Source organism: Pseudomonas sp. TAE6080 (assembly GCF_018732265.1).
Classification (GTDB): domain Bacteria; phylum Pseudomonadota; class Gammaproteobacteria; order Pseudomonadales; family Pseudomonadaceae; genus Aquipseudomonas; species Aquipseudomonas brenneri.
In genome coordinates this window covers 41986-55173 of the sequence record NZ_JAHIDY010000006.1, presented here as the reverse complement: position 1 = coordinate 55173, position 13188 = coordinate 41986, and the positions used below count along the sequence as shown (strand labels likewise).

Here is a 13188-nt window from a genome sequence, read left to right as displayed (position 1 = left end):
GTATCACGCTTCACTGTCCAGGCTTGGCTGCGCCTGCAACGGCAGGAACAAAGTGATGCATGTGCCCCGCCCCTCGATGCCCTCGGTCACGCTGATATGCCCGCCGTGGGCACCGACCATGCCCTGGCAGATTGCCAGACCGAGCCCGGTGCCCTGGCCGCCCCGGTCGCCGCGCGCAGCGGTGTAGAACATGTCGAAAATCTTCGCCCGCTCCTCCTCGGGAATCCCCGGGCCTTCGTCACTGACCGAGAAAAACAACGCTTGCTCCGCCACGCCGGCACGCAGTTGCAAGCGGCCATGGGGCGGTGAAAAGCGCGCGGCGTTTTCCAGGACATTGACCAACGCCTGCTCGATCAAGGCGGCGTGTACATACAGCAATGGCAACTCGGCCGGCACATCGGTGCTCACCTGCAACGGCGCCAGCACCGCGCGCAAACGGCCGAGGGAACTGCCGACGATATCACCGGGCGACACCCAGTCCCGCGCCAGCTTCAAGGCGCCGTGGCCGAGACGGGTCATGTCCAGCAGGTTCTGGATATAGCGGTCCAGGCGCTCGGCTTCATCGCGAGTGCCTTCCAGCAGTTCGCGGCGATCTTCCAGGGGAATGGCTTCGCCCAGGGCCAGCAGGCTGTCGATGCTGCCACGCATGGAGGTCAGCGGCGTGCGTAAATCATGGGACACCGAAGCCAGCAAGGCACTGCGCAGTTGTTCAGTCTCGCCATGCAAACGGGCCGCCTCCAGATTCTGCGCCAACTGAGCACGGGCCAGCGCCTGGGCCAATGGCTGGCTCAAGGCCGTGAGCAGACGCCGGCGTTGACCACTGAGTTCCAGGCCGGCCTTGGGGCTGACACCGAGCAGGCCCAACGGACCATTTTCGGCGGACAACGGCCACCACCACCAACGCCCAAATGGCAAGGTCCCGGTGCCCATGCCTGCCGGCTGGTCGTGCTGCCAGGCCCAGTCGGCGGCGGCGCGCTCGGCCTCGGTGAAGGTGATCGGGCCACCGGTCTCGACCTTCCAGTCACTGAGCCCGTCGCGATTGACCAGGCACAGCTGCAAATCGCTCCAGCCCTGCAGATGATGGGCCGCTGCGCTGATCACCGCCTGGCGGTCGGTGGCGGCGGTGAGTTTTCGCGACAGGTCGAGCAGCTCGCTGGTTTCTTCCTGGGTGTCGCGCAGGGCCTGCAATTGCCGACGCTGGCGCGCAGCCAGGTTGCCGGTGAGCGCGGCCATCAGCAGGAAAAACAACAGCGTCAGCACATCTTCTTCACGCTGGATGGCGAAGGAGAAGTTCGGCGGGATAAACAAAAAGTCATAGGTCAGGAACGACAGCGCCGCACAGGCCAATGCCGGGCCCAGGCTGCTGCGAACCGCCACCAGCAGCACCGCGGCGAGGAACACCAGGGAGATATTGGGCAGCGGCAGGACACTTGATACGCCCCACGCCAACGCACTGGCCAGCACGGTCGCCAGCAGCGCCAGGGCGTAGTCGAACCACACCAGGCCTCGCACCTCGGGCAAGCGTGGTGGCACCGGCGTTTCATCGCTGTCGAGGACGTTGATTTCCAGGCCCCGGGCATTGCGCAACAAGCGCGCGGCCAAGCCGCCACCGAAGATCCTGCGCCACCAGCGCGGACGCGACTGCCCGACCAGCACCAGGCTGGCACGACGTTCGGCTGCGTGCTGGATCAACGTCTTGGCCACCTCCCCAGCACGCAACAACACCACTTCACCGCCCAGGCGCTCGGCCAATTGCTGGGCGTTTTGCAGGCGCAGCCGAGACTGTTCGTCACGCACCCGGCCGTTGTCCACATGCACCAGGCTCCAGGGCAAATGCCGGCGCTGGGCCACACGGCTGGCGTGGCGTACCAGGCGCTCGGCCTCGGCATCGCCGTCCACCCCCACCAGCAGGCGCCCGCGCACGGTGGGAGCGGCCTGGCCCAGTTGCCGATAGCCCTGGGCCAAATCGTCATCGACGTGGGCGGCGGCCGTCTGCATCGCCAACTCGCGCAGGGCCATAAGGTTGGTCTGGGTAAAGAACGCATCAATGGCGGCGCGCGCCTGCTCCGGCACGTAGACCTTGCCGTCACGCAAGCGCTCCAGCAGCTCGCGCGATGGCAGGTCGATCAGCAGCAACTCATCGGCTTCCTGCAACACCCAGTCCGGCAGGGTTTCGCGCACCTGCACGCCGGTGATGCCGCGCACCTGATCGTTAAGGCTTTCCAGGTGCTGGACGTTGACCGTGGTGAACACGTTAATGCCGGCGGAGAGCAGTTCCTGGATGTCCTGCCAGCGCTTTTCGTGGCGGCTGCCCGGGGCGTTGCTGTGGGCCAGTTCGTCCACCAGCACCAGCTTGGGCTTGGTGGCGAGCAAGCCGTCGAGGTCCATCTCTTCGAGCATCACCCCGCGGTATTCCGAGCGCAGCAACGGCTGCTGGGGCAAGCCACCGAGCAAGGCCTCGGTCTCGGCGCGGCCGTGGGTCTCGACCACCCCGGCCACCACTTTGACGCCCTGGCGCAGTTGGGTGTGGGCAGCCTGGAGCATCGCGTAGGTCTTGCCCACGCCAGGGGCGGCGCCGAGGAATACTTTGAGCCGGCCACGGCCGTGCTTGGGTAGGTCGGCTAGAAGGGCGTCGGCGCGGCCGGAGTCACTCATGTGCAAAGGTCTCTCAAGGTCAATAGAGCCATTGTAGGAGCGAGCTTGCTCGCGAAAAACCTGAGGGCGCCGCGGTTATCCAGGATGAACGCGGTGCACTTGAGCTTTTCGCGAGCAAGCTCGCTCCTACAGGGAGTTACAGCTTTTCCAGCGCCATGTTCAGCGCCAGTACATTCACCACCGGCGGCCCCACCAGCGGTTGCTCGATATGCTCGTCCATCAAGCGCTCCAGGGTCGACACCGGCAACTGCCGCGCCGCCGCCACCCGCGCCAGTTGATAGGCAATTGCCTGCGGTGGCAAGTGTGGATCAAGACCACTGCCGGAGGTCGTCAATAGCGCCAGGGGCACGGGGCCCTGGCCTGGCACCTGAATTTTAGCGGCGTCGTCAAACACCCGCGCCGCCAGCGCCGGATTGCTCGGGCCAAGGTTGCTGGCGCTGCTGGAGACGGTGGCAAACGCACCTGCCGAAGGCCGCGAGTGGAACCAACTGTCACCGGTAAATTGCTGGGCAATCAGGCTGGAACCGCGCACCTTGCCTTCGGCATCACGCACCAGGCTGCCATTGGCCTGGTCGGGAAAAGCGACCTGGGCGACGCCGGTCACCACCAGCGGATAGGCGACGCCAGTGATCAGGGTCATCAGTACCAACAGGCTTATGGCCGGACGGATCGTACTGGACATTTCATCTTCCTCAATTGATTCGTGACCTGTAGGAGCCGGCTTGCCGGCACCTACAGGGTTGGGTCAGACCAAGTGCAGCGCGGTCAGCAGCATGTCGATCGCCTTGATCCCGGCGAACGGCACCAAAAGCCCACCCACGCCATAGATCAGCAGGTTGCGCCGCAGCAACGCCGCCGCACTCGCTGCCTGCACCCGTACACCGCGCAGGGCCAGGGGGATCAGCACCACGATGATCAGCGCGTTGAACACAATCGCCGACAGAATCGCGCTCTGCGGGCTGCTCAGGTGCATCACGTTGAGCACGCCCAGTTGCGGGTAGATCGAGGCGAACAGCGCCGGCAGGATCGCGAAGTACTTGGCCACGTCGTTGGCAATCGAAAAGGTGGTCAGCGCGCCACGGGTCACCAGCAATTCCTTGCCGATCTGCACCACGTCCAGCAGCTTGGTCGGGTCGCTGTCGAGGTCGACCATGTTCGCCGCCTCGCGTGCCGCCTGGGTGCCGTCATTCATCGCCATGCCGACATCCGCCTGGGCCAGGGCCGGCGCGTCGTTGGCTCCGTCGCCACACATGGCCACCAGGCGCCCGTCGTTCTGCTCGTGACGGATACGCGCCAGTTTCTTCTCCGGCGTGGCTTCCGCCAGCACATCATCCACACCCGCTTCGGCGGCAATCGCGGCGGCGGTCAATGGGTTGTCGCCGGTCACCATCACCGTGCGGATCCCCAGCTTGCGCAACTCGGCAAAGCGCTCGCGAATGCCGGGCTTGACCACGTCCTTGAGGTGGATCGCGCCGAGCAGTTTACCGTCGGCACACACCAGCAACGGGGTGCCACCACTCTGGGCGATCTTGTCGATTTCCCGGGACAGCGCCGGCAACAGGTCCTGGCGTTTCTGGCCGATAAACGCCAGCAGCGAATCGACAGCACCTTTACGGTAAATGCGGCCTTGATAGTCCACACCGGACAAGCGCGTTTCGGCGCTGAACGGCACACCGGTCAGCTCTTGCACAGAGGGCTCGGTGTACGGATGCAGGGCACGCAGGTATTCGACGATGGATTTACCTTCGGCCGTATCGTCCGCCAGCGAGGCCAGCAGCGCACCTTCGGCCAACTCCTTGCCGTTGACGCCAGGCGCAGCATAGATGCCAGCGCAGCGCCGATTACCGAAGGTGATGGTGCCAGTCTTGTCCAGCAACAGCACATGCACGTCCCCCGCAGCTTCCACGGCGCGACCGGACTTGGCGATCACGTTGAGGCGCACCAGGCGATCCATGCCGGCGATGCCGATGGCCGACAACAGGCCACCGATGGTGGTCGGAATCAGCGTGACCAGCAGCGCCACCAGAAACACCAGCGGCAGGCTGCCATTGGCGAAATGGGCGAACGGCTGCAAGGTCACCACTACCAACAGGAAGATCAGGGTCAGGCCGATCAGCAGGATATCCAGCGCCACTTCGTTGGGGGTTTTCTGGCGCTTGGCGCCTTCGACCAGGGCGATCATGCGGTCCAGTGTCGACTCGCCAGGGTTGGCGGTGATGCGAATCACCAGCCAGTCCGAGACCAACCGGGTATTGCCGGTGACGGCCGAGCGGTCGCCGCCGGATTCGCGGATCACCGGTGCGGACTCACCGGTAATCGCCGCTTCATTGACCGCCGCGATGCCTTCGATGACTTCACCGTCGCCTGGGATCATTTCCCCGGCCGCAACCCGCACCACATCACCTTTGCGCAGGCTGGTGGCGGGCACCACCTTGAAGCTGCCATCAGCCTCTTTACGCCGAGCGCTGAGGCCCTCACTGCCGGCCTTGAGGCTGTCGGCGCGGGCCTTGCCGCGACCTTCGGCCAAGGCTTCGGCGAAGTTGGCGAACAGCACGGTGAACCACAGCCACAGGGCAATCTGCACCGCGACAAAAGTCGGTACGCTGCTGTCCGGCACCAGGCACAGCACGGTGGTGAGGATCGCGGTCAATTCGACCACCAGCATCACCGGCGAACGCTTCAACTGGCGCGGGTCCAGCTTGACGAACGCCTGGACCAGCGCCGGGCGCCACAGGGCGGAGATCGCGGTTTTCGCCGGCTCCTGAGTCTTGACCGGAGCGGCATTGTTTACAGGCATATTCATGTTCATACCCCTTAGAAGCCCATGCTCAGGTGTTCAGCGATAGGACCCAGTGCCAGCGTCGGCAGGAACGTCAGGCCGCCCACCAGCAATATGGTCACGGTCAACAACGTCACGAACAACGGGCCGTGGGTCGGGAAACTGTTCTGGCCAATCGGTGCGCTTTTCTTCATCGCCAGGCTGCCGGCCAGGGCCAGCACCGGGAGGATGTAGCCGAAGCGCCCGATCAACATGCCCAAGCCCAGCATCAGGTTGTGAAACGGCGTGTTGGCGCCAAGGCCAGCAAACGCCGAGCCGTTGTTGGCACTGGCCGAGGTGTAGGCGTACAGCAACTGGCTGAAGCCATGGGGCCCGGGGTTGGTGATGGTCGCGGCGGTAGCCGGCACGCTGGCGGCAATCGCGCTGAGCACCAGCACGCCCACGGGCATCACCAGCAGGGTCACCACCAGTAGTTGCACTTCCCGGGCCTGGAGTTTCTTGCCGAGGTATTCCGGGGTGCGACCAATCATCAAGCCGGCGAGGAATACCGCGATCAGCACGTTGAGCAACATGCCGTACATGCCGGCACCGACACCGCCGAAGATCACTTCGCCGACCATCATGTTGACCAGCGCCACCATCCCGCTCAGGGGGCTGAGGCTATCCTGCATGCCGTTGACCGAACCGTTGGACGCCGCCGTGGTAGTCACCGACCACAGCACCGTACCGGTGGTGCCGAAGCGCGCTTCCTTGCCTTCCAGCGGTGCAGTCTGCTCGACGGCCGGGTTGTTCAGGGTCGGGTTGGGCTGATACTCGGACCACAACGACACCGAGCCGCCAATCAGGAACAGCGCAAGCATGCAGCCAAGGATTGCGCGGCTCTGGCGCAGGTCCTTGACGTAGTGGCCAAAGGTGAACACCAGCGCCACCGGAATCATGATGATCGCCGCCACTTCAAACAGGTTGGCCCAGGCCGTCGGATCTTCGAACGGGTGTGCCGAGTTGACACCAAAGAAGCCACCGCCATTGGTCCCCAGTTGCTTGATCGCAATCTGGCTGGCAGCCGGGCCGAGCGGGATCACCTGATCGACGCCTTGCAGGGTCAGCGCATCAACGTAGTGGGCGAAGGTTTGCGGCACGCCCTGCCACACCAGGAACAACGCCAGTACCAGGCACAACGGCAACAGGCCATAGAGGGTGGCGCGGGTCATGTCCACCCAGAAATTGCCCAAGGTGCTGGCGGACTTACGACCAATCCCACGGCAAAGAGCGACGAGGACGGCAAGGCCAGTGGCCGCACTGACAAAGTTCTGCACGGTCAGGCCGACCATCTGGCTCAGGTAGCTGAGAGTCGCCTCACCGCTGTAGGACTGCCAGTTGGTGTTGGTCATGAAACTGACCGCGGTGTTGAACGCCTGCGTCCACTCCTGCCCGGGCAATTGCTGCGGGTTGAGGGGCAAGTAGTCCTGGAAGAGCAGGATCGCAAAGAGTAGTAAAAATCCGGCGAGGTTGAAGGCCAGCAGGGCCAACATGTACTTCTGCCAACTTTGCTCTTGCTGCGCATCGACCCCAGCCACGCGATAACAAACGCGCTCGACCGGCCCGAACACCGGCGTAAGCCAGGTGCGCTGCCCTTCCATCACCTTGTAGTAGAACCGCCCCAGAAATGGCGCCGGAACCAGCACCACGGCGAAGAAGGCGATGATCAGCCAATAGTCATAACTGTGCATAGCCGCTCCTAGCCCCGGTCCGCGCGCAACAGCGCAACCAGCAGATAAATGAACAGCGCCACGGCCAATAGCAGTGACACCCCGTCCAGAACACTCATGGAAGTTTCTCCGTCATACGGCGACTGCCGCGTATGGGGGCATTGTCCGCAGGAGTGGCGTAAAGGAACGAGGGCGAGGGGGTGGAGGGGGCGTAAAGAGGGCGTAAAGAGTGGGGCGGGCGTGAGGTTTGTGGGGCTGTTGAGACCGCTATCGCCCTACCCTGGTGCACGAAATAACGGTCTCAAACAACAGACTATCTCCCACACGACAGTTCCAGCCCTTTACGACACCCTTTTCCAAGCTGGCATGGCCGCTGCAATGTCCTGAAACATTCCAAACCGTTCAGGGAGCAACACAATGAACACACAACTCAAGCCCACCTTGGGCACCTTGCACCTGTGGGGCATCGCCGTGGGGCTGGTGATCTCCGGCGAGTACTTCGGCTGGAGCTATGGTTGGGGCGTAGCCGGGACCCTGGGTTTCCTGGTGACGTCGTTGATGGTCGCCGCCATGTACACCTGTTTCATCTTCAGCTTCACCGAACTGACCACCGCGATTCCCCACGCAGGTGGACCGTTTGCCTACAGCCGCCGGGCCTTCGGCGAGAAAGGTGGGTTGATCGCCGGGCTGGCCACCTTGATCGAGTTTGTCTTCGCCCCCCCGGCCATTGCCCTGGCCATTGGCGCCTACCTGAATGTGCAATTCCCGGCTCTGGACCCGAAACACGCGGCGGTCGGGGCTTACTTCGTGTTCATGGGGTTGAATATTCTCGGGGTCAAACTGGCCGCGACCTTCGAACTGGTGGTATGCGTACTCGCCGTGGCCGAACTGCTGGTATTCATGGGCGTGGTCGCGCCGGCCTTCAGTTTCAGTAATTTCGCCCTCAACGGCTGGGCGGGCTCCGACACCTTTGGCGCCCCGGCGATTGCCGGGATGTTCGCGGCTATCCCCTTCGCCATCTGGTTCTTCCTCGCCATCGAAGGCGCCGCCATGGCCGCCGAAGAAGCCAAGGATCCAAAACGCACGATTCCCAAGGCCTATATCAGCGGCATCCTGACCCTGGTAATCCTGGCCATGGGCGTGATGTTCTTTGCTGGCGGCGTGGGCGACTGGCGCACCCTGTCGAACATCAACGACCCATTGCCCCAGGCGATGAAAACCGTGGTGGGCGAAAACTCCGGCTGGCTGCATATGCTGGTGTGGATCGGCCTGTTTGGCCTAGTGGCCAGCTTCCACGGGATCATCCTCGGCTACTCGCGCCAGTTCTTCGCCCTGGCCCGCGCAGGCTACCTGCCCTCCTCCCTGGCCAAACTGTCGCGCTTCCAGACACCCCATCGAGCCATCATCGCCGGCGGCGTGGTGGGCATCGCCGCGATCTACAGCGATGGCCTGATCAACCTCGGCGGCATGACCCTCACCGCCGCAATGATCACCATGGCCGTGTTCAGCGCCATCGTCATGTACATCATGAGCATGCTCAGCCTGTTCAAACTGCGTAAGAGCGAACCGCTGCTGGAGCGCACCTTCCGCGCACCGGGCTACCCAATCGTGCCAGCCATTGCGCTGATCCTGGCGCTGGTCTGCCTGGTGGCCATGGCGTGGTTCAACACCTTGATCGGCCTGATCTTCCTCGGGTTCATGGCGGTAGGTTTCATCTACTTCCAACTGACCGCCCAAGACCGCGCCGATGCACCGGCAGATGCCATGTTGACCGGGCTCTAAACCAGCGAGGCAGAACGGGCCTACAATGGAACGACTGACGAACGTCGTCACTCAAAGCTGATAGTGCCGTGGGGAATCTTCCCCATGGCAGTCGGCCTCAAGGAGAGCCCTATGCCCTGGTATGCCTGGTTGATCATGGTGGTCGCCATTGGTTCGATCGTTGGTGGCTTGATGATGCTGCGTGACAGCGCCAACAAAGTGGAATTGACCGACGAACAACGCAAACGTGTCGCCGAACGCAATGCTCAGGCCGACGCCAAGGACGCGCAGGATCGCTGAAACCAACGCCCCGTGCTGACCCTTACCGGCAGCACGCCAGGCGAATCGGTTCAGATATTTTGTAATACAGCCGAGAAACAGCACCGAACCTTGGTTAATATGGCCCGATGTTTCAGAGGGCCCTCTAATGCGCTATTCACAAGATCACAAAGCTCAAACCCACCAGCGCATCATTAAAGAGGCGTCGGTTCGATTTCGCCGCGACGGCATCGGCGCCACCGGCCTGCAACCCCTGATGAAAGCCCTGAACCTGACCCATGGCGGGTTCTACGCCCACTTCAAATCCAAGGGCGAACTGGTGGAAAAGGCCCTGCAAGCCGCCGCCGCCGAACTGGACGCCCACTGCGAAATGCTCTTCAGCCAGGAACGACCGCTGGAAGCCTTCATCGACAGCTACTTGTCCGAGTGGCACCACACCTCCCCCGACCAAGGCTGCCCATTGCCCACCATGTCATCGGAACTGGGGCAGCGCGGGCAACAAAGCCCCACCACCGACACAGTCCTCGACGCCCGACTCAAGCAAATCGAAACCGCATTGGCCAGCCCCAGCGCGGACGAACAAAGCCTGGTGATCATGTCGACACTGGTAGGCGCATTGGTGCTGGCGCGTAGTGTCGACAATCCGGAACTGGCAACACGCATACTCGACGTCGTGCGGGAAAGCCTGAAAACCTCGGCCACCTCACAAACCGCAGACGAAAAAAAGACCGGTCAATGACCGGCCTCCCGCCTTGATTACTTAACCTCCAACCTGTCGCGATTCTTCTCCAGAAGTGACTTGCCGATCCCTTTCACTTCCAACAACTCATCTACCGCAGTGAACGACCCATTGGACTCGCGATAAGCGATGATCGCCTTGGCCTTGGCCGCGCCAATGCCGAACAAATCGCGGCGCAGGGTTTCAGCGTCGGCTGCGTTGAGGTTGATTTTGGGGGTTGCTTGTTCGGTTGTACTCACCTGGGCCGCGAGCGGTACCTGCGCCTCAGGCTTGGACGATGGGGCGGCGATGGCTATTACGGACAGGCTGGTGAGGACGGCAAAAACCAGGGAGGAAAAAACGGATCTACGCATTAGAGACGCTCCATGACATCAGTGGGAAAAGCAGCTTTCCGAAGCTGCCTTTCAAACTTAGGTGATGTGGGGTGGGTGTCAAAAATTGAGGTATTGCAAGATGTAGCTGCGCCCGCCTTAACGTTCAAAAATCGACAAATGGTTTCGATATTCTCTTGATTTAACTATAGATAGAACTTTTCGAGTTAAACACAGGGACGTATCATGTCCATCCGGACCTACGCATTGTCAACCTGAAGAAAAATTTTCGGCCCAGCGTCTGTAAAGAAAAACATGTACCCTGTATTTACGCGACCTGTTAAATGGAAAAAAACATGAACTTAGAATCTAAAACTGTAAGACTACGACTCATTGAAGAGAACGATGCTGGATTTGTTCTAAAGCTACGCCTCGACAAAAACTACAACCAGTTCCTGTCTTCTGTAGCCCCAAGCATTGAGGCTCAGAGAGAGTGGATCAACAAGTATAAGAGCGATGAGCAGAAAGGTGCTCAATACTACTTCATCATTGAGCGCCTTGACGGCGTACCTTGCGGCACCGTCAGACTTTATGACTTTAAAGGAAGCTCATTTTCTTGGGGCAGCTGGATTCTCAACGAAGACAAAACCAGATTTGCTGCTTTGGAAAGTGCTTTCTTGGTGTACCAGTTTGCCTTTGAACATCTTGAATTTGAAAAGTCACACTTTGAAGTTAGAAAAGGAAATGATCGAGTAATCTCATTTCACGAAAAAATGGGAGCATTCAAGACAGGTGAAACCGAACTCGACTATCTCTTTGAAATCAAAAAAGATGCTGTTAATCAAACTAAAGCCCGTCTATCGAGCAAAATATAGAACCAACTTGCCAGGCATTATGCCTGGCAACATTGACGCATACTGGCCCGCCCTAAGGCTCCAATCGACGCTGCTGGTAAATCCAGTCCACGATCTCGCCATCCGGGGCATATCCACTGACCGTATCGCGTAGCAGTTGACGGACCCTGCTGTAGTCGTCCGCATCCACCGCTGCGAGAAGCTCTGTCAGCTTGCCTTTGAGTATCTCCCAATCCAGATGATCCTCATTGGCACTCATGATCATCGGGTGCTGTGTAGCCACGACGTTGTCGCCAATCAACAGCTCCTCGTAGAGTTTTTCACCAGGACGCAACCCGGTGAACTCGATGGCGATATCCCCATGGGGATTTTTATCCGAGCGCACACTCAGACCGGACAGATGAATCATCTTCTCTGCCAGCTCGACGATTCTCACCGGCTCGCCCATATCGAGCACAAACACATCCCCGCCCTGCCCCATCGAGCCCGCCTGGATCACCAACTGGGCCGCTTCAGGAATCGTCATGAAGTAACGGGTTATCTTGGGGTGAGTGACCGTGAGCGGCCCGCCGGATTTGATCTGCTTGTGAAACAACGGAATGACCGACCCGGACGAACCCAGTACATTGCCAAAGCGAACCATGGTGAAACGGGTCTTGTTGACGCGGGAAATGTTGGCCTTGTCGCCAAACAATACGGGGGCCAACTCGCGGCTCAACGCCTGCAAGGTCAACTCGGCCAAACGCTTGGTACTGCCCATCACATTGGTTGGGCGGACAGCCTTGTCCGTGGAGATCAGTACAAAGTTGGAGACCCCGGCCTGAAGCGCCGCCTGAGCAGTATTTAATGTACCAATGACATTGTTCAGGACGCCTTCGGCAATGTTGTGCTCGACCATCGGCACATGTTTGTAGGCTGCCGCGTGGTACACCGTATCAACATGCCAGGTCTTCATCATGTCGAGCAATTTTGCCTGGTTGCGCACCGAGCCAAGGATCGGTAGCAAACGAACAGGCAGCGACTCACGGGTGATACGCTGCTCAAGCTCGGACAGGATGCTGTAAAGGTTGAATTCACTGTGCTCAAACAGCAACAAAGTCGTTGGACGCAATGCCAGGATCTGCCGACATAGCTCGGAACCAATAGAACCGCCCGCCCCCGTCACCAAAACGCTCTGCCCCTTGATGCAATGCTCCAGCAGGTCACCCTGGGCAGGCACCGCATCACGCCCGAGCAAGTCGGCAATGTCTACTTCCTGAATGTCATCGACTTTCACCCGGCCACTAGCAAGGTCCATGAAGCCCGGGACACTGCGTACGTGCAGTGGAAACCCTTCCAGCAGGCCGAGAATCTCGCGACGACGCGCACGATTGGACGACGGAATGGCCAACAGGATTTCCTGGGCCCCCGTGGCGTCGATCATCTGTTGAATATGCTTGGGCTTGAACACCTGAAGGCCCGAGATAACGCGATCAGAAATACTGCTATCGTCATCGATAAATGCCACCGGGCGCATGACCCGTCCCATGCGAAGCGCAGCAACGAGTTGATTGCCGGCAGCACCTGCACCGTAGATCGCAACCTTGGTCAGCCCATCATCGCGACTGGTAAACGGTACATGTTGGGCTGCTGCAAACCAGTCACCCAAAAAGTACTGGCGCATGGCTAGTCGCAAACCACCGATCATGATCAGGCTGAGCCACCAGTAGTTGAACACGATAGAGCGCGGCACCACATTCTCGTGATTGCTGTACCAATAGACGACAACGCCAAGAATCAGCGCCGACAGGCTGACCGCCTTGATGATTGCAATAAGCGCATCATTACCGAAGTACCGCATCACAGCGCGGTACATGCCAAAACGGATAAACAGCGGGATGGAAACGATTGGCGCGCTGATGAACAGCCATGAATGCAGGACGACGGGATTGACCAATTCATCAATCCCGAGACGAACAACAAACGCCATCCAGAGGGCGAGCCAGACCAACACGATGTCGGCAAGGACCTGGAGGATGCGCTTTTGCCTGCGAGGGAGATTCAGCAGGAATGTTCGTAATTTATCCATGTTTTTCTGACGACCTTATTACTCACAATTAAA

Annotated in this window: 11 protein-coding genes; 4 read left to right on the top strand and 7 right to left on the bottom strand. The window is 60.3% G+C overall.

Annotation, left to right across the window (positions count from 1 at the left end; genetic code table 11):
- Positions 1 to 3: 3 nt before the first annotated feature.
- The 5 genes from KL786_RS06650 to kdpF all read right to left on the bottom strand — a co-directional run bounded on the left by KL786_RS06650 (position 4) and on the right by kdpF (position 7262).
- On the bottom strand, positions 4 to 2655 hold the full coding sequence (locus tag KL786_RS06650; RefSeq protein ID WP_215517096.1) for a DUF4118 domain-containing protein: 2652 nt from the start codon (positions 2653 to 2655) through the stop codon (positions 4 to 6).
- A 136-nt stretch (positions 2656 to 2791) separates the two neighbouring features.
- Complete coding sequence (gene kdpC / locus KL786_RS06645; RefSeq protein WP_215517095.1) at positions 2792 to 3337, bottom strand: potassium-transporting ATPase subunit KdpC; 546 nt, start codon at positions 3335 to 3337, stop codon at positions 2792 to 2794.
- A gap of 63 nt (positions 3338 to 3400) precedes the next feature.
- Positions 3401 to 5464, bottom strand: a complete 2064-nt coding sequence (gene kdpB, locus KL786_RS06640; protein ID WP_215517094.1) for a potassium-transporting ATPase subunit KdpB — start codon at positions 5462 to 5464, stop codon at positions 3401 to 3403.
- Between the two features lie 5 nt (positions 5465 to 5469).
- Positions 5470 to 7164, bottom strand: coding sequence for a potassium-transporting ATPase subunit KdpA (kdpA, locus tag KL786_RS06635; protein ID WP_215517093.1), 1695 nt, complete (start codon positions 7162 to 7164; stop codon positions 5470 to 5472).
- A gap of 8 nt (positions 7165 to 7172) precedes the next feature.
- Positions 7173 to 7262 carry a K(+)-transporting ATPase subunit F gene (kdpF, locus tag KL786_RS06630; RefSeq protein WP_032863112.1) on the bottom strand — a complete coding sequence of 30 codons (90 nt, stop codon included), beginning with the start codon at positions 7260 to 7262 and terminating at the stop codon, positions 7173 to 7175.
- A 298-nt stretch (positions 7263 to 7560) separates the two neighbouring features.
- Between kdpF and eat the strand changes: the two genes are divergently transcribed.
- The 3 genes from eat to KL786_RS06615 all read left to right on the top strand — a co-directional run bounded on the left by eat (position 7561) and on the right by KL786_RS06615 (position 9922).
- On the top strand, positions 7561 to 8925 hold the full coding sequence (gene eat, locus KL786_RS06625) for an ethanolamine permease (RefSeq protein ID WP_215517092.1): 1365 nt from the start codon (positions 7561 to 7563) through the stop codon (positions 8923 to 8925).
- Between the two features lie 111 nt (positions 8926 to 9036).
- Positions 9037 to 9204: a DUF2897 family protein gene (locus KL786_RS06620; protein WP_003172675.1), complete on the top strand. Its 168-nt coding sequence runs from the start codon at positions 9037 to 9039 to the stop codon at positions 9202 to 9204.
- Positions 9205 to 9331: 127 nt separating this feature from the next.
- The gene (locus tag KL786_RS06615) at positions 9332 to 9922 is read left to right on the top strand and encodes a TetR/AcrR family transcriptional regulator (RefSeq protein WP_215517091.1); all 591 of its coding nucleotides are present in this window, start codon (positions 9332 to 9334) and stop codon (positions 9920 to 9922) included.
- Positions 9923 to 9939: 17 nt separating this feature from the next.
- On the opposite strand, the gene KL786_RS06610 is transcribed toward KL786_RS06615, so the two are convergent.
- Positions 9940 to 10275, bottom strand: a complete 336-nt coding sequence (locus KL786_RS06610) for a ComEA family DNA-binding protein (protein ID WP_215517090.1) — start codon at positions 10273 to 10275, stop codon at positions 9940 to 9942.
- Positions 10276 to 10589: 314 nt separating this feature from the next.
- On the opposite strand from KL786_RS06610, the gene KL786_RS06605 reads away from it, so the two are divergent.
- Positions 10590 to 11108: a GNAT family N-acetyltransferase gene (locus KL786_RS06605; protein ID WP_215517089.1), complete on the top strand. Its 519-nt coding sequence runs from the start codon at positions 10590 to 10592 to the stop codon at positions 11106 to 11108.
- A gap of 52 nt (positions 11109 to 11160) precedes the next feature.
- Here the strand turns inward: KL786_RS06605 and KL786_RS06600 are convergent, their stop codons facing one another.
- Positions 11161 to 13155, bottom strand: coding sequence for a polysaccharide biosynthesis protein (locus KL786_RS06600; protein ID WP_215517088.1), 1995 nt, complete (start codon positions 13153 to 13155; stop codon positions 11161 to 11163).
- Between the last annotated feature and the right edge of the window lie 33 nt (positions 13156 to 13188).

Coding starts and splice junctions, on each gene's coding strand:
- KL786_RS06650 (WP_215517096.1), bottom strand. CDS start 2,655: ATGAGTGACTCCGGCCGCGCCGACGCCCTTCTAGCCGACCTACCCAAG.
- kdpC (WP_215517095.1), bottom strand. CDS start 3,337: ATGTCCAGTACGATCCGTCCGGCCATAAGCCTGTTGGTACTGATGACC.
- kdpB (WP_215517094.1), bottom strand. CDS start 5,464: ATGAACATGAATATGCCTGTAAACAATGCCGCTCCGGTCAAGACTCAG.
- kdpA (WP_215517093.1), bottom strand. CDS start 7,164: ATGCACAGTTATGACTATTGGCTGATCATCGCCTTCTTCGCCGTGGTG.
- kdpF (WP_032863112.1), bottom strand. CDS start 7,262: ATGAGTGTTCTGGACGGGGTGTCACTGCTATTGGCCGTGGCGCTGTTC.
- eat (WP_215517092.1), top strand. CDS start 7,561: ATGAACACACAACTCAAGCCCACCTTGGGCACCTTGCACCTGTGGGGC.
- KL786_RS06620 (WP_003172675.1), top strand. CDS start 9,037: ATGCCCTGGTATGCCTGGTTGATCATGGTGGTCGCCATTGGTTCGATC.
- KL786_RS06615 (WP_215517091.1), top strand. CDS start 9,332: ATGCGCTATTCACAAGATCACAAAGCTCAAACCCACCAGCGCATCATT.
- KL786_RS06610 (WP_215517090.1), bottom strand. CDS start 10,275: ATGCGTAGATCCGTTTTTTCCTCCCTGGTTTTTGCCGTCCTCACCAGC.
- KL786_RS06605 (WP_215517089.1), top strand. CDS start 10,590: ATGAACTTAGAATCTAAAACTGTAAGACTACGACTCATTGAAGAGAAC.
- KL786_RS06600 (WP_215517088.1), bottom strand. CDS start 13,155: ATGGATAAATTACGAACATTCCTGCTGAATCTCCCTCGCAGGCAAAAG.